Origin of the sequence: Flavobacterium chuncheonense, from assembly GCF_042686145.1 — a bacterium.
Classification (GTDB): domain Bacteria; phylum Bacteroidota; class Bacteroidia; order Flavobacteriales; family Flavobacteriaceae; genus Flavobacterium; species Flavobacterium chuncheonense.
Genome location: NZ_JBHUPC010000013.1, coordinates 1 through 20,087 on the forward strand (window position 1 = coordinate 1; position 20,087 = coordinate 20,087).

A 20,087-nucleotide genomic window follows, 5' to 3' on the forward strand; every position below is an offset into this window, starting at 1 on the left:
CTACTCTCTCGATTAGCGGCTGCAAAAGTACAACTTCTTTTTAATCTCACAAGCTTTTTTTGAAAAAAAATTTCTTTTTTAAATCTCCAAAAACTCACTCAATATGTAATCAGAACGTCGCTGTTTTTGCGGACTGCAAAGGTAATCCCTTTTTTGATTCTGACAAGCTTTTTAAAAGAAAAATTCTTTTTTTATTCTCATCCCTTAAACCAAAATATCTGTATGAACTTGCCTGTATTGCGGGTGCAAAAGTAGTATCTTTTTTACCATTAACAAGACTTAATCCAACTATTTTTAAAAGTATTTTTCTACTATTTGATTATAAAGCACTTACAAATCGAAATGTTTTTACACTTAACACCTAAATAAGCCTTCTTTACACCATAAGCAGGTTTTAAAACTTTAAAAATATAAAACAAGAATTCCATTTTAGCCTTAAAATAAGTAAAAACTCCCCTCTTTTCTATTTGAAAATTTTAAACAAAGTTGTGTTAGTCGAAGCGAATAGCTCGAACTGGAGATATTTTGGTAATAATATATGACGGAACCAGCAGCACCAACAAACAAACTAAGACAGTCCCTATGTTTAAAAGCGCTATATAAAATAGATTTATTGAAACTGGCGCTACATTTACATAATAACTTGAAGGATTGAGTTCAACAATTCCAAAATATTTTTGAAGTAACAACAATACAAGTGCTACACCATTACCCCACAACAAACCCCTTATTATCAAATGAGCCGCATTGTACAAGAAAATTTTTCGGATATTCCAATTATTCGCACCGATAGCTTTCAAAATACCAATCATCTGAGTGCGTTCCAAAATCAGAACCAATAAAGCAACAACCATATTAATGGTAGCTACCACTATCATGACAATTAATATTACAATAATATTAAAGTCGAATAACTTTAGCCACTCGAAAATACTATAATACTTTTCAGAAATAGTTACACTATTATAGGTAGGCGGAATGGTATTATAAATTTCAACTCCTTTCTCTTCAATCTGTGTAAAATCATTCAAGAAAACCTCAAAAGCTCCAACTTGATCAGCAGACCATTTGTTGATGCGTTGAATATGACGGATATCACCTAATATATAATTCGCATCGAATTCTTGAAATCCAGAATTAAAAACTCCAACTACTTTAAAAGTTCTTGTGTTTTTGCCTTTACCGCCTTCTTTTATAAAATAGGTAACACAAACATCATTCAATTTAACTTTAAGGCGATTTGCTAAAAACTGAGAAATCACAACATCATCAGTTGTACCCTTACTAAAATCAGGAATTCCTCCTTCAACTATATACTCCTTAATATTACTCCAATCATAATCTGCTCCTACCCCTTTAAAAACAATACCTTCGACCACTTCTTCTGTACGAATCATTCCTGCCTTAATTGCAACGGCCTGAATATGTTTTACTCCTTCAACACTTTTGAAATTTGGATAAAAATCTTGATTCTTTGAAATCGGAACAGTACTTACTTGGGATTGATTGTCATCAAAATTTGAAATAATAACATGTCCATTGAAAGCAGAAACCTTTTCTCGAATTTTATCTTGCAACCCAATACCTGTTGCTACAGACACAATCATCATAATAATTCCAATTGCAATAGCAATAGTGGCAATTTTTATAATTGGTGAAGAAACACTACTTTTATGTCCTTTAGTAGCGATGAGACGTTTGGCTATAAAAAATTCTAAATTCAAAGGTTTTATGATTCAAAAATTGGTTTTCAAAAATACACTATTATTCTCTTTTATACTTATTTTTTCTTGTGGAAATTCAGCAACTACTAAAGTTGGTCCTGAAAAATTAAGCATTGAAAACAACACATCGGAAAGTACAATTTTAACAGGAGCAGATAATTTAAAAGAAAATCTAAATCTTCTTAAGAACAAAAAAATAGGGATCGTAACCAACCAAACGGGAATTTTATCAAACGGGACACATTTAGTCGATTACCTATTATCAGAAAAAATAAAAATTAAAACTATATTCGCTCCAGAACATGGTTTCCGTGGAACTGCTGATGCTGGTGAACTTATAAAAGATGGTAAAGACACTCAAACAGGCTTACCTATAATATCGTTATATGGCAACAACAAAAAACCAAAACCAGAGCAGTTAAAAGGAATTGAAATATTAATTTTTGATTTGCAAGATGTTGGCGCTCGATTTTACACTTACATCTCTTCACTTCACTATGTTATGGAAGCTTGTGCTGAAAATAATATTCCGTTACTGGTATTGGACCGACCAAATCCGAACGGTAATATTGTAGATGGACCAATTTTGGAATCTGAATTTCATAGCTTTGTAGGAATGCACGAAATTCCAGTATTACACGGAATGACCATAGGTGAATACGCCAAAATGATTAACGGTGAAAAATGGTTATCGAATGGAGTACAATGCAACCTTAGTGTAATTTCATGTAAAAATTACAACCGAAAGATGTCTTATAGCTTACCGGTTAAACCATCTCCCAATTTACCTAACGACCAATCGATTAATTTGTATGCGAGTTTATGCTTTTTTGAAGGCACCAACGTTAGCGTAGGAAGAGGAACGGATAAACAATTTCAAATATACGGTTCGCCATTTTTACCAAAAAGTAATTTTAGTTTTACTCCAAAACCAAATTTAGGTGCTAAAGATCCTATTTACAATGGAAAATTATGCTACGGTGAAGATTTAACAAAAGCTAAAAAAGTAAGCCGATTAGAGTTGCAATGGTTAATAAAAGCCTATAACGAAACAGCTGACAAGACAAAATTCTTCAACTCGTTTTTTACCAAATTGGCTGGAACCAAAAAACTACAACAGCAAATTGAAAGTGGTTTCTCTGAAGTTGAAATTAGAGCTTCTTGGCAAGAAGATTTGGAAAATTTCAAAGTAATACGAGAAAAATATTTGATATACTAATTATGAATACTAAAAGAAAGTCAGAATATTCAATTAAATTTCAACAAGTATATCTGCATTCTGCTTTTTCAATTCAGTGACAAAATCTTCTTTATGAAGAGGTGATATAATTATGAATTTGTCTATTCCATAATTCACTTCTATCCTATCTGTTAAAGAAGAAGCTGGCGCACTTAAAATACTATCTGTTTTCTTTACAGATTTAATATCTGCTATTGCAATATTTTTATTCACTATAAAACCCGAATGCACTTTTAAATTGTTTTTACTAATGGTATAATTAGTATCATATAGCAGATAGAACACCAAACCAAAAGTACCTATTAAAATAGCAAATACCACCCAATCTTTTTCTCGTATCCCTATAACAAATGCAGGAATAGAGGAGGCCATAAACAATATTGGTAAAGCAATATCAACTTTTGATTTGAATACTTTTTTCATAAAATTTGAATTAAAGTGGTAATTTCTTCTTCATTTCTTCCACAATATTAAAAGCTGCTGGACAAATCGCAACATTTTTCAAGGTTAAATTTGAAATCTGTTGAAATTTTTTCCTATCGGTATGTGGAAACTCTCGACAAGCTTTTGGTCGAACATCGTAAATAAAACATTTATTATCAGTATCCAAAAAAGTACACGGTACCGATTGCAACACATAATCATTATCTTCATCAATACGCAAATACTGATCTATAAATTGCTGAGGCTTTTGGCGCAAATGCTTTGAAATACGCTCTATATCAGCCGATGTAAACAAAGGTCCAGTAGTTTTACAACAATTGGCACATTCCAAACAATCTGTTTTTTTAAATTCGGCCTCATGCAAATCTTGCATGACATAGTCAATATTCTTTGGCGTCTTCTTTTTTAGTTTGTCAAAATACTTTTTATTTTCGTTATGCTTATCTTTGGCTAACTTTTGTATTTCGTTTAAGGATGGCTTTAGCATTTGATGTCAATTTCGAAAAGCAAAGTTACACAACTTTAAAACTAGAATCTACAATTTCAACAAAAAGCTATGAAAGACCTCTTTGGAAAAGCCATTTTAGATTACCAACTCAATAATGCACCTGAAGATTTAATTACCGAAACTTCCATTAGCGAGGCAGACGAAATGAGTGTTGCTTATTTATTTCGCACTTTCAAAGAGATGCCTAAATTGGAAAAAAAAGCATTACAACTATGCAAAGGGAAAATTTTAGATATTGGTTGTGGTGCAGGTAGTCATGCATTGTATCTTTCCAATGAAAAAAAGTTAGACGTTACAGCTATCGATATTTCTGCCAATGCTATTAAAGCTTGTCAATTACGAGGCTTGCAAAATGCCAAAGTTCAAAACCTCCTAGATATCGAAAGTGCCGAAAAATATGATACCATTTTATTACTAATGAATGGAACTGGTATTTTTGAAAAATTGGAACGTATTTCAACGTATCTCCAAAAATTAAAATCACTTTTAAATGTTGGAGGTCAAATTTTAGTTGATTCGTCTGACATCATTTACATGTATGATCAAGATGAAGACGGCGCATATGAAGTCCCCGCAGATGGATATTATGGTGAACTAACTTTTACCGTTCAATACAAAGGTGAAACTGAAGATACTTTCCCTTGGTTATATTTAGACTACAATACGCTTCAAAATGCAGCTCATGCCAATGGATTAAGTTGTGAGTTGATCCAAGAAGGAAAAAATTTTGATTATTTAGCAAAACTGACTTTATAAAAAAAGACCAAAACATATGTTTTGGTCTTTTTTTATAATTGTATTTTAGTAACTTATTATTGCATGTATTTCATCATTAAACCTTGCAATTGCATTCCCCACTCTTGACCTGCTTCAGTAGATTTTTTCATTAACTCTCCTGCATTAGCAGCAATTTTTTTTCCAACTGGAGAATCATAAAATTTTAACATTTCTTTTAATTCATCGTGCGTATATGTTTCCATGTAAATAACTGCCATTTTATCATATAAAGCAGGTAAAGTTGCATCAAAATCTTTAGAAAAGTCTGCATGTTTTGCTTCAGGAATACTTGCTAAAACTTGCTCTTTAACATTCTGCATAGGACCAGCTGCACCAGATTTTTCAATAACTTTTAACGCATCTGATTTGAAAGCATCTTGCGCCATTCCAAGTTGCGCTACCACAACAAAAGCAACTGTCAAAATAAATTTTTTCATATTTTATAATATAAGTTTAGAATTCAAATATAATTATTTTTTCTAAGGAATATTCAAATACTTATGTGTTTGTAAGGAAACTCTCCACTTTGGATTATTCATCACATAATCAACAATTAGTGGTGTCATCTCTTCTTTCTTACTCCATTCTGGTTGCAAAAACAAAATAGCATCTGGATTTACCTTTGCCGCTTGTTCCTCTGCAAATTGAAAATCATGCTTGTTGTAAATAATTACTTTTAACTCATTCGCAATATCGTAAGCACTTTGAACCGGTAATTTTAATTTCTTTGGTGACAAGCAAAACCAATCCCACTGTCCTGTTACTTCATATGCTCCGGAAGTTTCAATATGGACTTTTAAGTTTTCAGTCTTAAGTTTACCTGTTAACAAACTCATATCCCATGTCAAAGGCTCCCCACCAGTAATTACAACTGTTTCAGCGTATTTTTTAGCATTGGATACAATCAAATCAGTATCTGTAGGAGGATGTAAATCAGCATTCCAACTTTCCTTTACATCACACCAATGACAACCAACATCACAGCCCCCAATACGAATAAAATATGCAGCAGTACCCGTATGATACCCCTCACCTTGGATTGTATAAAACTCTTCCATCAAAGGTAACATCTCACCTTTATCTACTGCTAATTGTATTTCTTTCTTTAACATCTTAAACTAAAATAGTTTGCAAAGATAATCAATTGAAATTTTAGATACTTGCTTTTTAGCATTATTAGATTTATTGAAGGCAGTATTTCTTATCCGTCCTATTTTTTATACATTTGAGAAACAATATTTTTTCAAAATGAGCAGAACTGAAGAATTCAATCAACATATATCATCCGGATATACGTGTAAAGGTGACTATATTACTATTGGAGGTGCTATTTTGGATGGAGAACCCGTTCCAAACACATTAGTAAACATTCCTCTGAAAACATTAAACCGCCACGGATTAATTGCAGGTGCAACAGGAACTGGTAAAACCAAAACCATTCAAGTTTTATCGGAACAACTTTCTGCAAAAGGAATACCAGTATTAATGATGGATATCAAAGGTGATTTTTCAGGCATCGCAATGCCAGGAGAAAAAAAGCCGTTTATTACAGAACGTCATTCAAAAATATCATTACCCTATGAGACAAAAGGTTTCCCAGTTGAATTAATGACGATTTCTGAACAAAATGGCGTGCGATTACGTGCAACAGTTTCAGAATTTGGTCCAGTTTTATTTTCTAGAATTCTAGATTTAAACGAAACACAATCAGGAGTAGTATCTGTTATTTTTAAATATTGCGATGACCATAACATTCCGCTTTTAGACCTTAAAGATTTCAAAAAAGCATTACAATACGCAACAGAAGAAGGAAAGGCTGAATTCACCGCAGAATATGGACGCATTTCTACAGCTTCAACGGGATCCATTTTAAGAAAAACTATTGAACTTGAACAGCAAGGTGGATCATTATTTTTTGGCGAAAAGTCTTTTGAAATAGAGGATTTAATGCGAATAGACGAAAATGGTTTTGGTTACATCAACATCATGCGTTTGACCGATATTCAAGATAAACCAAAATTATTCTCAACTTTTATGCTAAGCCTTCTGGCTGAAATTTACAATACTATGCCAGAACAAGGTGACAGCGGACAACCAGAATTAGTTATCTTTATTGACGAAGCCCATCTGATCTTTGATGAAGCTAGCAAAGCATTACAAGATCAAACTGAAACCATCGTTAAATTAATTCGTTCCAAAGGCATTGGAGTTTACTTCATTACACAAAATCCAATGGATGTCCCAAGTAGCGTTTTGGCACAATTAGGGTTAAAAATCCAACATGCCTTGAGAGCTTTTACTGCTAACGACAGAAAAGCAATTAAAATGACTGCTGAAAATTATCCGCTTTCGGAGTATTATGATACCGATGAAGTACTAACACAATTGGGAATAGGAGAAGCATTTGTTACCGCATTGAATGAAAAAGGAATACCAACTCCCTTAGCTGCTACAATGCTACGGGCACCGATGAGCCGAATGGATGTTTTAACACCTAAAGAAATCGAAAACTGTATTGCACAATCAAAATTGGCAAAAAAATACAATGAGGTTATTGACAGAGAAAGTGCTTATGAAATATTGACTAAAAAAATTGAAAAAGCACAGGAATTGGCTAATAAAGAAGAGGAGCAAAAACAAAAATCCAGTAAACAAACTAGTGCTACACGTAAAAGTACTGCAATGAATCCGATTGTAAAGGTATTAACAAGTGCTACTTTTATTAGAGGTGCTATGGGGGTATTAATGAAAATGATGAAGAAATAATGGAAACCAAAAAATATCAAATTCAAAAAAATCCATTTGTAGTGCCTACTGCTGACGGAAAATTAATTGAAGAGCATCATGGAATTGTAGCGACTAACAATCCCGAGATTTCCATAGCACATATGATTGCACCACCTGGATGGAGCGAACCATTTCAAACACCAGAGTTTGATGAATACACTTATGTTATTTCTGGTAAAAAACAATTCATCATTGAAAAAGACACTATTACTTTAGAAGCAGGACAATCAATTAAAATTGAAAAACACACTAGAGTTCAATATTCAAATCCTTTTGATGAACCTTGTGAATATATAGCCATTTGTAAACCAGCTTTTGATTTTGAAAAAGTACATCGAGAAGAATGAAAAAAGAGGCTTAAGCCTCTTTTTTATCTTTTAGTAAATCTAATATTCTGTGTTCTATAGGTTCTGTTTCCCAAATTTCTTCAATATTGTCTATCGTTAAAATTTCTTGCATAATCTCATTTTGACGATCACCTTCTGCTAAAGCCTCAGCATACGGTTGGTGACTAAAAGTTACTCTGCTGTATAGAGGCTTCCATTTATCTGGATGTTTTGCCGAAAACCATTTTTCAATTTTCTTCTGTAAATGAAATTTAGCATCTGCCGTTTTCGAACTCATTTCCATGAAATTACGATATGACAATTCTGCAATAGCATCTGCATTTGGCTTTCTTGAGTTTTCATATTCTTTAAAAATTTTCTCCCAATCATCGCCGTATTTTTCCATCATCTCTACCAAAATGGTAATATCTTCAAAACCTGCATTCATTCCATGTCCATAAAACGGTACAATAGCATGACAAGCATCTCCAATTAAGGCTACTTTATCATTATGCGTCCATGGAAAACACTTCATAGTTACCAAGTAACTTTTCGGGTTTTTAAAAAAATCTTCCACTAAGTTTGGAATCACTTCTTTGGTATCTGGAAAATGTTGAGCAAAAAAATCAACTAAAGTGGCTCTGTCTTTTAGCTGTTCAAATGAATTTTCTCCTTCATGTGGCATAAACAATGTACACGTAAAGCTTCCATTAGTATTAGCCAACGCCATCAACATAAACTCACCTCGTGGCCAAATGTGCAATGAATTTTTATCCAACTTATGTGTTCCATCAGAATTGGCAGGAATATGTAATTCTTTGTAGCCAATTTTTAAAAAATCTTGAGAATAGTTGAACATGCTTTGACGCTGCATACGGTGACGAATTCTAGAAAAAGCACCATCTGCTCCAAAAACGATATCATATTCTAAATCATGCCACTCACCACGTTCTGTCTCGCCTTGATGTAAAGTTGCAGTAGATAGCGAAACATCCCAAATTTTACTTTCAAAAACAAATTCTACACCTTCCGCTTCCGCTAAATCAATCATCTTACGATTTAAGATACCTCGGGAAAGTGAGAAAATTGCTTGGTCTTCATTTCCGTAACGCTGATAATTTAATTCATCTGTTCCCAAATGAATCGCTCGTTTATCTACAGGAATTCCAATTTTACGAATCTCTTCATCCAAACCTAATTGTTCCAAAGCACGCCAACCACGGTCAGACATCACTAAATTTATCGACCTTCCGGAAAATTCAATATTACGAATATCTGGACTTCTGTCATAAACATGTACTTGGTGACCTGCTCTTTTTAAATATATTGCCAATAAGGAACCTACTAAACCAGCACCTACAACAGCAATTTTTTTGGGCGTTTGCATGAAAACTATATAATTATTTTGGAATACAAAAATACTCAATATTTATGGAGTACCCATGTAAAAAAAGAAAATCCTTCAAATGAAGGATTTAATCGTTATCAACTTTTATATGACCCCAGTTTTCTCCCGTCTTGATACGGTGCAATTGCATTTCTGAGATTCCAAATTGCTTTGCTAACAAACGCAATCTTGTTTTTCTATTCGGGTCTAGTAATTTCTTTTTGAGCCTTATAACTTGAGTAACAGTCAACTTAGTATTTGCTGGTCCAAATTTCTCAAATCTCCTTTTTCTTCCTTCGGCAACTAATGGACTCTTATAGCCATGCTCCCTCATTTCTTGATAAGTAACCCATTTTAAATTATCGACTTTATTATTTAATTTGTCATAATCTAAGTGAATTACGTGTTTTTGTTCCTCGTTTTCTTTTTCTATAAACAAGCTTGCTACTAAGAAATGAAACGAATAATGAAAATTTTTGTATTCCCCATCTATCTTCTTTCTAAATATAATATAGCGGTACCCCTCAATTGCGGAACCTTTTATTATTTTTGCTTCTGAAGGATTGTCTACAAAACTTTTAACGCGTCCTATATTGGAGACTAAGTACCGCTTTGAATGTTCAAATTCTAGCACATACTCTCTCCACTCTTCTGTTAAAAAGTGCCCCATTACTATTTTTTGATTTGGTTAATAATCAGTAATAAAAAGTATAATATCTGTCTAATTTACAATAATTTTATCTATTTTAAAAATTTATTTTTTTCACCAACACTCATCCCCTGCGATTTAGCCAACATTCCGCACATTTGAAACAACATTCTAGCTCCTACATTTCCATCCCAATCGTTCTCTCCTGGCGCAACTTCTACTAAATCAAAGCCTATAACTTCTCTACCCGATTCTACTAAACGGTTTAACAAATAAACAGCCTGCTCGTAGCTAAACCCTCCAGGTACTGGAGTTCCAGTACTAGGGCAGTATAAAGCATTCATACCGTCAATATCAAAAGAGACACAAACTTTACTAGGTAGTGAATTGATGATTGCATCACACAATTGTTGCCATGTACTTCCTTCGAACAACTGTTTTTTCAAATCTAAATCGGTATGAACAAGTACTCTACCATTCTCTTTCGTTAACACTTCAACTTCTTGTTCACAAAAATCTCTAATCCCTACTTGTACTAATTTTGATACTTGTGGTAACTGCAACGTATTATACATTATTGAAGCATGAGAATAGGTAAAACCTTCATACGCGATGCGCAAATCCATATGTGCATCAAGGTGCAATATACCAAAATTATCATACTTGCTAGCTAAAGCTTGGTAATAACCTAGAGGTGTACTGTGGTCACCACCTAACAAAACAGGTTTTTTCCCTTTATCTAGCCAATGTAATGTTTGTGTTCTCACTTTTTCAATCATATCCGAACACGCATAGTTAATCGTATCCAAATCGGTTTGTAGTGATGGATGATGATCGATAATTTGACCATTTTCTAAAGCCTCGATAATTGGAGCCGCTAAGGCTTTCAATTCATCCGACTGTGCTTTCATCTCCTCAGAGATTTCATCCATATAAATCCCTAATTTCCATAATTCTGGATAATCTTGATTAAGCAAATCAACTTGAAAAGAAGCTTCTAAAATAGCTTCTGGTCCTTCGGAAGCACCAGCGCCATAACTTACGGTTACTTCCCACGGCACAGGAATTACAATAATTTCACTCTGTTCCGCTGAAAAAGGCAAACCAAAAATGCTTGCATCTGCCAAGCCTGGTTGACTTGGATCAAAACTATTAATAATTTCCTGCTTTGTCATATACTTTAGATAAGATACCCTCTTTTAATATTTGTCCGAAATCATACATATCCTCAAACGAACTATACAATGGCACAGGTGCTAAACGAATTACGTTAGGCTCTCTCCAATCTACAATAACTCCTTCTTCCATCAAATAATGGAACAATTCTTTACCTTGTCCATGTAAATAAACTGACAATTGACAAGCACGTTCTTCTTGATTTGAAGGTGTAATAATTTCAAACTGAGCACTTTCAATTTCTTTATCAATTTCATTCAAGATAAACTCTAAATACGCCGTAATTAAATTACGTTTTTTAATCAATTTAGCCATACCTACTTCTGCAAACATTTCCACAGATGCTAAGTAAGGAGCCATTGATAAAACAGGTAAATTACTTACTTGCCAACCGTTTGCACCATGAACTGGATCAAAAGTAGGCTCCATTAAGAAACGACGCTCTTTATTATGACCGTACCAACCTGCGAAACGATTCAATTCACTATCTTGATGATGTTGTTCATGAACAAATATACCCGAAGCATTTCCAGGTCCTGAATTCATGTACTTATAACTACACCATGCGGCAAAATCAACACCCCATTCATTTAATTTCAATTCAATATTTCCTGCTGCATGCGCTAAATCCCATCCTACATACGCACCATATTTATGACCCGCTGCTGTAATGGTTTTCATGTCAAACACTTGACCTGTGTAGTAGTTTACACCTCCTATTAAAACCAATGCTAATTCGTCTCCAACTTCATCAATTTTTGCTAAAACATCTTCTAGTCGAATGTTATGTTCTCCTTCTCTTCTCTTTATCTCAACAATTGCATCGCTTGGTTCATATCCATGAAACTTAACTTGTGATTGAAACATATACTGATCTGATGGAAAAGCTTTCTCTTCACAAATTATTTTATACTTCTTTGCTGTTGGTCTGTAAAAAGAAACCATCAACAAATGTAAATTTATGGTTAAAGTATTCATAACCGCTACTTCTGAAGGTTTAGCACCAACAATTTCGCTTAATGGCTGACAAAAACGCTCATGATAATCCCACCAAGGCTTATCTGCAAAAAAATGTCCTTCTACAGCTAATTCAGCCCAATCGTTCATAACTTCATCTACATAGGCTTTAGCACGTTTTGGTTGTAAGCCCAATGAGTTTCCCGTGAAATAGATTACTTCTTTCCCTTTTACTTTTGGGAAAATAAATTCACTTCTATATTGTCGTAATTCGTCTTGTAAATCTAATCCTTGAGCAAACTCTCTTGAATTCTCAAAATTCATAAAATGATAACTTTATATTAAGACAACAAAAATAAACATTTTAAATTTTTATTCCTTTTTTTAGCAACATAAATATAAAAAAAGACGCGTGTTTACGCGTCTTTTTAAAGAAATATTATTTTTTTGTTAAATTATTAACATCGCATCTCCGTAAGAGTAGAACTTGTAGCCTTCCTTAATTGCCTCATCATAAGCCTTTCTCATTAAATCATGACCACAGAAAGCCGAAATCATCATCAATAATGTGGATTTTGGAGTATGAAAATTCGTAATCATAGCATCCGCAATACTAAAATCATACGGAGGATAGATAAATTTATTTGTCCATCCCGTATAAGGATTAAGCGTTCTTTGCGAAGAAACCGTACTTTCCATAGCACGCATAGAAGTTGTACCAACGCAACAAATTTTTCGCTTCTTAGCTTTAGCATTGTTTACAATATCACAAGCTTCTTGTGTTACTACCATTTCTTCAGAATCCATCTTATGTTTAGACAAATCCTCTACTTCAACTGGGTTAAAAGTACCTAAACCAACGTGTAAAGTTACTTCTGCAAAATTAATCCCTTTAATCTCTAAACGCTTTAATAAATGCTTTGAAAAGTGCAAGCCCGCAGTAGGTGCTGCAACAGCTCCTTCTTCTTTAGCATAAATGGTTTGATAACGCTCAGCATCTTCCGGAGTAACCTCTCTATTAATATATTTTGGAATTGGAGTCTCTCCAAGTTCTACTAACTTTTGACGAAATTCTTCATAAGAACCATCATAAAGAAAACGTAATGTTCTTCCACGTGAAGTAGTATTATCAATTACTTCAGCAACCAATGAATCATCATCTCCAAAGTATAATTTATTTCCAATACGAATTTTACGTGCTGGATCTACTAAAACATCCCATAAACGTTGCTCCGCATTCAATTCTCTTAACAAGAAAACTTCTATACGCGCACCCGTTTTCTCTTTATTACCATACAGACGAGCTGGAAAAACTTTTGTATTGTTCAATACCATTACATCACCATCATCAAAATAATCGATGACATCCTTAAACATTTTATGCTCAATAGTACCTGTTTTACGATTAACAACCATTAAACGTGATTCATCTCTGTTTTCTGCAGGGAATTCCGCCAATAGCTCATTTGGTAAATTAAAATTGAAATGTGATAACTTCATAGTTAAATTTTGAATTAAGAAATTAGAATTCAGAAGTTTTCTGAACCCAAAACTTTGCAAATATACAATCGTGAGATAGGGGTTGTCAAGTAAAATAACTTTTATTTTAGAAAAATCAAATTACAAAAGCAGATTTCGCATTTTTATTGGATACGAAATCCTACTTTTTTCAAATCGTCCCAATAATCAGGATACGATTTACTTACCACTTCAGCCTCCTCAATTTGAATTGGCACACGAAGTGCTAAAGGTGCAAATGCCATTGCCATTCTGTGATCTTGATAGGTTTTTATCACAATATTTTCGATGATTTTTTTCGAAGGTTTTAAAAGCAACGACTCGTCCGTTACTGAAATAGTCGCACCTAACTTTATCAACTCTTCCTTTAATGCTACCAAACGATCTGTTTCTTTAATTTTTAAAGTGTGTAAGCCATCTAAATCGCAACCTATACCCAAACCAAAACAAGTTACTGCAATCGTTTGCGCTATATCAGGACAATTATTCAAATTACGATTTAGATTCCTAACTTTAGCTTTTGCCTCTTTTACAATTGTTATAGAATTATCATTATTAAAAAAAGTTTCCACCCCGAAGTCTTTATAAATTTCAGCTAAAAAAGCATCACCTTGCAAACTATTCTTCTTGTAACTCGACAATGTAATACTAGTCCCTATCGCTGAAAGTGCGACAATGGAATACCAATAGGAAGCTGAACTCCAATCACTTTCCACGGTAACGTTAGTTGTAGTAATTATGTTTAATGGTTGAACTTTTATGACATTTGATTCAAATGAAGTTGAAACGCCTAATTGATTCAGTAAACTCAACGTCATATTTATGTAAGGTAAAGAAGTAATTTCTCCTTCCAAATGCATTTCTAAACCATTATCAAGTTTTGGTGCGATTAACAGTATCGCTGAAATATACTGACTGCTAACATCTGCTTTAAGGGTTACATGAGATAAGTCTATCTTTTTCCCAGTGATTTTAATAGGAGGAAATCCATCTTGTTCTAAATATGAAATTTGGACACCTAATTGCCTTAGTGCATCAACTAAAACTGAAATAGGTCGTTCAAGCATTCGATTGGATCCTGTTAAAACAGTTTCCTTGCCATCTTGAATTGAAAAAAAAGCAGTAAGAAAACGCATTGCTGTTCCCGCATGATGTACATCAATTGTGCTTACTTTTTCAGACAACCCATTCAACGCTTTTTGCATCACATCTGAATCATCTGAATTGGATTGATTTGATAAAACCAAACTTGGATATAATGCCTGTAACAACAACAACCTATTTGTTTCAGATTTAGAACCTGAAACTTTTATAAAAGATGCTGAGGCTACATTGGATTTATGAAGTTTTAAATCCATTATTTCGTTACCATTTTAAGTCCCACTAAAGAAAAAATTAGTGTCGATAAAAAAAATATGCGCCAAAAAGTTGCAGGCTCTTTGAATATCAATATTCCCACTAAAACACTACCTACAGCACCAATACCTGTCCATACAGCATATGCAGTTCCTATAGGTAGTTCTTTAGTCACTTTTACTAATAATACCATACTTATGGTTAGACATACAAGAAATCCAATATACCACAACCACATTGTTGTTCCAGAAGTCTCTTTGGCTTTTCCTAAACAACTTGCAAAACCAACTTCAAACAAACCTGCTATTATCAATAGAATCCAGTTCAATTTATTTTAGTTTTTCATTGTTATGATGACGATCGTGATCGCGTTTCGTTTTCAAATCCATTTTTTTATCAAAAGCGGCTTGTAAATCAACTCCTGTTTGATTGGCCAAACATAAAACCACAAAAACCACATCGGCAAGTTCTTCGCCTAAATCTTTATTCTTATCACTTTCCTTTTCACTTTGCTCACCATAACGACGTGCAATAATACGTGCTACTTCCCCTACTTCTTCTGTAAGTTGCGCCATATTGGTTAATTCGTTAAAATAACGAACCCCGTGCTCATTGATCCAATTATCTACGTCTAATTGTGCGTTTTTGATATCCATTACTTTTTATATATATTCTTGACAAAGTTAATAAATCAAAAATTGCCATAGTCAAACTGAAAAACAAAACTTGTCACCAAAAACTAATATCATTCTCAAAACTATAGAAAAACTAAAGAACCAATAAATTCATGCTTGCATAAATTAAAAATGCTACCATAAGTCGAATTAGCTTTTGTTTCAAAACAGCCTTATATACTTATCAAAAACCTTAACTTTTTTTCTTTAAAACTATTTTCTCGTTTTGCTTGTCTACAATTTTAGCATAATAATCCTTAAAAATATCATAATATTGGGCTGGGACAATTGCTAAATTACTTTCACTACTTGAAATTAGTTGAATTTGATTTGCGGTAGCTTTCAAAACGAATTTAAAATTACCCATTTCACCTCCTGTTGTCAAATTAATCGATTCGGGTAAACTTTCAACCTCATAGCCATCTGGAATCTTAATAGTAACCATATGCTTTTGTTGGCTTGGAAAAACAAAATCAATCGGATATTCTCTTTTCTCAAGCTTAAAAGGCGTTTCATCCATCTTAAAAAACAACAACGGATTTACATACATTTTTCCAGAAATAAGTTCAACTAAATTATTCGATTTAAATTCATACTCTTCTACAATTGGTTTATCAAAACTTTGAATCTTTACATCATAGTTCATTATTTCAGACTGGTTTGTAATCTTCTCTTTGTATTCTACAAGATCTTGTTTGCTTAATTTCCCTTCATTCTTTAAAAATAAATAAGAAAAATAATCAAATCTTTGCTCTCTTACCCTTCCGCTAATTTCTCCATTTTCAAGTATAGAAGCCATAAGCGTAATATTCTTAATTGATGTTTTTTTAGGTGTCAGATCCACTTCCGCAGAGCTTCCATGTGCTCTAACAATTCGTCCTTTCCAATTTAAACATTTTGTAGGTATTAAATTGGGAGACGCTGATTTATCAGAAGCATCAAATAAAATTAAACCATTATTAACTTCAATCGCACATATAACGTAGTTAAAGGCTTTTCTTGTTGGGTAAAGTGCAACACCATTCGCCTTTGTACTCAATAAAATTGGATTAGCTTCGAAACCCGCTTTTCGTAACATGGCAACTAATAATAGGTTAATATCTGCAATATTACCTGTTTTATCCATTAAGGCTCTTCTTAACCCTTTATGACAAAATATACCATTATATCCATTCCAACTTATATTATTGGACACAAAATTATAGATTCCCATTATTTTTTCCTGTTGAGTGGTCGCTTTACTCAGAATTATACTCAATTCATCTTGAAAATATCCTGTACTGGTTAATTGCCCCCCAAAATCATCATCATTGTAAATTGACTCTACTACTGCTTCCCAATTTGTTGCATAATTTTCAAAAGGCTTATCTGGAAAACGAACTGAAACTAGCTCATGCATCATAGATGCCGCATAATTGTTTAAATTATCCACAAACCCTTCATTTTTAAGGGCTGAAATATTTGACAAAGTGTATTTTTTATAATTCTCTTTACATTTGAATTCATACGTTCCATTTTCACTTCTAAACCCCCCAGCTTCATTAACTAATTTATTATAAGAACCTGTAAAGGTTCTTTCTCTTCCATCAACATCTATCTGTGGACTTATCCAACCACGATGATGTACATTGAACACATAATATTCTGGTATCCTCGATAAAAATTCAGAATAATTCACTGGAATTTCTTTTTGAAAGCTCCATTCAGGAAACCTCGAAATAAAAGGTGATCTCACTCTATACTTAAATTCTACAATTGTCCCTTCTTTTACATTAGGCATCGCAATTTTATATTGATCATAATACCTATTTAATTCTTCATTAAATTCACCATCACTTTTAAGCTTTGACTTTACTATTTTACCATTTTCTAAATTATAGGAAACTGCTTTAGAAAAAGTAACCAATTCTTTTTTACCACCATATTTATATAACTCTATTTCAAATTTACCCCAGTCAAAACCTTCCTTTTTATAAATCTTGATTTTTGTCTCAACATCTGTAACTAAAGTAAAACCATTATCGTAAGTATATTCAAAATAAGTTTCCCCTCTTTGAAATAAAATGGCTGCTACTGCAGTAGGGTCAGTAGGATGACTTTTCTCTAAAAGTTCCTCTTTTGTTACTTCTCCCAATTCTATCTTTTGAGCATAGTTATTGGTTATTAGCAACAATGCTAATAATCGAATGAGTTTTTTCATTATTTTTTATGAATTAAAATTTTAACATTATCATTTTTAGCTATTATTTCTTTAAATATTCTAAATGCCTCATATTCATCTTTACTATAATAGCCTGGCTTAATTAAAAGAGTTCGTATAAAACGTAATTGTGATTCATTAATTTTTTTAAATACTATACTGTACTCACCAAACTTATTTACTTCAATAAAATTTTCTGGTAAGCTATCTAAACTATAATTATCCGGTATAAAAACATCTAATGAATCAGTATCGAAATAACCTCTTTCAATTTCAAAAGGAAATTTTCTGATTGACATACGCTTCGGCACATAATTATCTCTATTAAAAACATTAACAGGAAATACCATATCATTACCATACAAGCTAGCATAGTTTTTTGCTTCTAATTCAATATTTTCTATAATTTGAATTTTATCTTTATCGTTTGCAACTTCTGACTTATTTACAACCAAATTGTTAATATAACTGTAGTGTTCTTTGTAATAATTTTCTTTATCTGAATCTGACACATCAACTATTTTTCTAAAAACATCATACTGAATACCTGTTGATTTAATTTCAGACGAAGCAAACAATGAACAATCTTCGTTAATTACTATTTTACCTGTTATTTCTTGTTTATTCTTTTCACTACCGTAATTATTTGTTCTAACAATTTTTCCACCATTTTCATTAACTATAAGTGCTAAACGATCATCTGTAAACTTTCCTTGATAACTAAACGGATCTGTTTGACTGGTACACTCTAAAAAAATATTTTCCTGACCATTAGGAATTGTTAAAATTGCATGATTTCCTTGCATAGAAACAAAGTCCTCTATAAAATCTTCTTTTTCACTTCCTGCATTAATTATAGTATAAAAAGATGGCACTCCTACTTCATTTAAAAGTGCTTTAGTATAATTGGATAACGCTTTACAATCACCATAGCCCAACTTAGCGACCTCTTTAGCTTCCATAGGCTTCCAACCGCCTATACCCAGCTGTACACTGATATAGCGTGTAGAATTTTGCACATAGTCATACACAATACGAGCTTTTCTTATAGGATTGGGCTCCTTTTGTACTAAAGAATGAATTTTTTCTTTAGTTGCTTCTGGTAATTCCAGCACATCTTTCAACAAACTTTCATACATCCACTTCCCAAATTCAGACCAGTTTTCAGTCGTTCCTTCAACACCTTCTAGATTGAACTTTTCTAATGAAAAAAATGCTTTTGGGACTATCTTTTCAAAACTAGGCATTAAAACCTCTGCATCTATTGCTTTAAAATTTTCCAAAGAAAACTTCATTACATTCTCTTTCTTTGTAAAATTTACGCCCCCGTAGTTTTTAAAATTAAACGTTTTATGCTTTAATTCAATTCCTGAATAATTATGGATCTCAAATTCATCTTTAATTATAGAAACATTAAAATTTGTAATTGGATGCCATCTTGGTAAAAAAGCGGTATTCTTTCTAACTATTTCACTAACGAACTCAATAACTATAGGATAACTAACGGGGTTATAATCGAATACTAAGACCCTATCATCTGTTAAAAAAGAAGATCCTGTTGCGCTATAATCTTTAAAGTCACTTTTCTTTATCCTTTTAATTTCTTTTCCACCCAAGTTGAAAATCTTGACCTCTAACTCCTTTATAGCTATCGATTTATCATAATAAACATTTGCATCTATAGCTTCTAAACCCTTTTCATTTAAAACAGTAATTCTCTTTTTTGTTTTAAGAACCATTTTATCAACACTAACTATCTCAAGTATACTGCTTTTACTATTTATTACAGCATTAGCTCTGTGATACATACTATCAATATTAGGAGCTGTATCGAAAGAGTAACCTACAAAGTTTGAAACTAATACCGTTACAAACAATGTCAAAATTTTAAGCATTAACCTCATACTATTCTTTATTTTTAGTATCGATAGTAATGGTTACAGGACCATCATTAATTAAAGCCACTTTCATATTTGCACCGAAATCTCCTGTTTGAACGGTTTTATCAAGTTCTTGTTCAATTTTTTTTACAAAGGCTTCGTATAATGGAACTGCAATATTCGGTTTTGCTGCTTTAATATAACTTGGTCGATTTCCTTTCTTGGTTAAAGCATGTAACGTAAATTGACTTATTATTAGTACATCACCTTTTGCGTCTTTTACAGAAAGATTCATCACATCATTTTCATCCGCGAAAACGCGCAAATTGGTAATTTTCTGTGCTAACCAATCAATATCTTCCTGTTTGTCAGTATCTTCAATACCAACAAAAATCAACAATCCCTTTTGGATTTCAGCTATTCTTTTACCTTCAACTGTAACAGAAGCTTCCGAAACCCTTTGAATAACTACTCTCATTTATTA

20 protein-coding genes are annotated in these 20,087 nt (G+C 32.8%); 4 read left to right on the top strand and 16 right to left on the bottom strand.

Annotated elements, in window-relative coordinates:
- Positions 1-491: 491 nt before the first annotated feature.
- Positions 492-1,724 carry an ABC transporter permease gene (locus tag ACFS5J_RS07570; protein ID WP_379811480.1) on the bottom strand — a complete coding sequence of 411 codons (1,233 nt, stop codon included), beginning with the start codon at positions 1,722-1,724 and terminating at the stop codon, positions 492-494.
- A 7-nt stretch (positions 1,725-1,731) separates the two neighbouring features.
- Here ACFS5J_RS07570 and ACFS5J_RS07575 point away from each other — a divergent pair, with 7 nt between their 5' ends.
- On the top strand, positions 1,732-2,943 hold the full coding sequence (locus ACFS5J_RS07575) for an exo-beta-N-acetylmuramidase NamZ family protein (protein ID WP_379811481.1): 1,212 nt from the start codon (positions 1,732-1,734) through the stop codon (positions 2,941-2,943).
- A 33-nt stretch (positions 2,944-2,976) separates the two neighbouring features.
- Here ACFS5J_RS07575 and ACFS5J_RS07580 read toward each other — a convergent pair whose 3' ends face one another.
- Both ACFS5J_RS07580 and ACFS5J_RS07585 read right to left on the bottom strand, forming a co-directional pair.
- Positions 2,977-3,387, bottom strand: coding sequence for a PH domain-containing protein (locus tag ACFS5J_RS07580; protein ID WP_379811483.1), 411 nt, complete (start codon positions 3,385-3,387; stop codon positions 2,977-2,979).
- A 10-nt stretch (positions 3,388-3,397) separates the two neighbouring features.
- Positions 3,398-3,895: a YkgJ family cysteine cluster protein gene (locus ACFS5J_RS07585; RefSeq protein WP_379811484.1), complete on the bottom strand. Its 498-nt coding sequence runs from the start codon at positions 3,893-3,895 to the stop codon at positions 3,398-3,400.
- Between the two features lie 69 nt (positions 3,896-3,964).
- On the opposite strand from ACFS5J_RS07585, the gene ACFS5J_RS07590 reads away from it, so the two are divergent.
- On the top strand, positions 3,965-4,672 hold the full coding sequence (locus tag ACFS5J_RS07590) for an SAM-dependent methyltransferase (protein ID WP_379811485.1): 708 nt from the start codon (positions 3,965-3,967) through the stop codon (positions 4,670-4,672).
- A gap of 56 nt (positions 4,673-4,728) precedes the next feature.
- Here ACFS5J_RS07590 and ACFS5J_RS07595 read toward each other — a convergent pair whose 3' ends face one another.
- On the bottom strand, positions 4,729-5,130 hold the full coding sequence (locus ACFS5J_RS07595) for a DUF2059 domain-containing protein (protein WP_379811486.1): 402 nt from the start codon (positions 5,128-5,130) through the stop codon (positions 4,729-4,731).
- 42 nt (positions 5,131-5,172) lie between these two features.
- A complete protein-coding gene (locus ACFS5J_RS07600) occupies positions 5,173-5,805 on the bottom strand; it encodes a 7-carboxy-7-deazaguanine synthase QueE (RefSeq protein ID WP_379811487.1) in 633 nt (210 codons plus the stop codon).
- A gap of 136 nt (positions 5,806-5,941) precedes the next feature.
- On the opposite strand from ACFS5J_RS07600, the gene ACFS5J_RS07605 reads away from it, so the two are divergent.
- Together ACFS5J_RS07605 and ACFS5J_RS07610 are read left to right on the top strand one after the other, a co-directional pair.
- Positions 5,942-7,459, top strand: coding sequence for a helicase HerA-like domain-containing protein (locus ACFS5J_RS07605; RefSeq protein WP_379811488.1), 1,518 nt, complete (start codon positions 5,942-5,944; stop codon positions 7,457-7,459).
- Positions 7,459-7,827, top strand: a complete 369-nt coding sequence (locus ACFS5J_RS07610) for a cupin domain-containing protein (protein ID WP_379811489.1) — start codon at positions 7,459-7,461, stop codon at positions 7,825-7,827. Before ACFS5J_RS07605 ends, ACFS5J_RS07610 begins: the two co-directional genes overlap by 1 nt.
- 10 nt (positions 7,828-7,837) lie before the next feature.
- On the opposite strand, the gene ACFS5J_RS07615 is transcribed toward ACFS5J_RS07610, so the two are convergent.
- The 11 genes from ACFS5J_RS07615 to dtd all read right to left on the bottom strand — a co-directional run bounded on the left by ACFS5J_RS07615 (position 7,838) and on the right by dtd (position 20,081).
- Positions 7,838-9,193, bottom strand: a complete 1,356-nt coding sequence (locus ACFS5J_RS07615; protein WP_379811490.1) for an FAD-dependent oxidoreductase — start codon at positions 9,191-9,193, stop codon at positions 7,838-7,840.
- 88 nt (positions 9,194-9,281) lie between these two features.
- Positions 9,282-9,863, bottom strand: coding sequence for an HNH endonuclease (locus ACFS5J_RS07620; protein WP_379811492.1), 582 nt, complete (start codon positions 9,861-9,863; stop codon positions 9,282-9,284).
- A 71-nt stretch (positions 9,864-9,934) separates the two neighbouring features.
- Positions 9,935-11,017 (bottom strand): agmatinase family protein, encoded by a 1,083-nt coding sequence (locus ACFS5J_RS07625; RefSeq protein WP_379811493.1) that lies wholly within the window; start codon positions 11,015-11,017, stop codon positions 9,935-9,937.
- Positions 10,995-12,299, bottom strand: a complete 1,305-nt coding sequence (gene kynU / locus ACFS5J_RS07630) for a kynureninase (RefSeq protein ID WP_379811494.1) — start codon at positions 12,297-12,299, stop codon at positions 10,995-10,997. Before kynU ends, ACFS5J_RS07625 begins: the two co-directional genes overlap by 23 nt.
- A 126-nt stretch (positions 12,300-12,425) precedes the next feature.
- Positions 12,426-13,475, bottom strand: coding sequence for a tRNA preQ1(34) S-adenosylmethionine ribosyltransferase-isomerase QueA (queA, locus tag ACFS5J_RS07635; RefSeq protein WP_379811495.1), 1,050 nt, complete (start codon positions 13,473-13,475; stop codon positions 12,426-12,428).
- 143 nt (positions 13,476-13,618) lie between these two features.
- Positions 13,619-14,851, bottom strand: coding sequence for a 3-phosphoshikimate 1-carboxyvinyltransferase (gene aroA / locus ACFS5J_RS07640; RefSeq protein ID WP_379811496.1), 1,233 nt, complete (start codon positions 14,849-14,851; stop codon positions 13,619-13,621).
- Positions 14,851-15,177: a DMT family transporter gene (locus ACFS5J_RS07645; protein WP_379811497.1), complete on the bottom strand. Its 327-nt coding sequence runs from the start codon at positions 15,175-15,177 to the stop codon at positions 14,851-14,853. Before ACFS5J_RS07645 ends, aroA begins: the two co-directional genes overlap by 1 nt.
- A gap of 1 nt (position 15,178) precedes the next feature.
- Complete coding sequence (locus ACFS5J_RS07650; protein WP_379811498.1) at positions 15,179-15,505, bottom strand: nucleotide pyrophosphohydrolase; 327 nt, start codon at positions 15,503-15,505, stop codon at positions 15,179-15,181.
- A gap of 211 nt (positions 15,506-15,716) precedes the next feature.
- Positions 15,717-17,723, bottom strand: coding sequence for a transglutaminase domain-containing protein (locus ACFS5J_RS07655; RefSeq protein WP_379811499.1), 2,007 nt, complete (start codon positions 17,721-17,723; stop codon positions 15,717-15,719).
- Complete coding sequence (locus tag ACFS5J_RS07660; protein ID WP_379811500.1) at positions 17,723-19,627, bottom strand: DUF3857 domain-containing protein; 1,905 nt, start codon at positions 19,625-19,627, stop codon at positions 17,723-17,725. The genes ACFS5J_RS07655 and ACFS5J_RS07660 overlap by 1 nt, the downstream gene beginning before the upstream one ends.
- 1 nt (position 19,628) lies before the next feature.
- On the bottom strand, positions 19,629-20,081 hold the full coding sequence (gene dtd / locus ACFS5J_RS07665) for a D-aminoacyl-tRNA deacylase (RefSeq protein ID WP_379811501.1): 453 nt from the start codon (positions 20,079-20,081) through the stop codon (positions 19,629-19,631).
- Positions 20,082-20,087 lie beyond the last annotated feature (6 nt).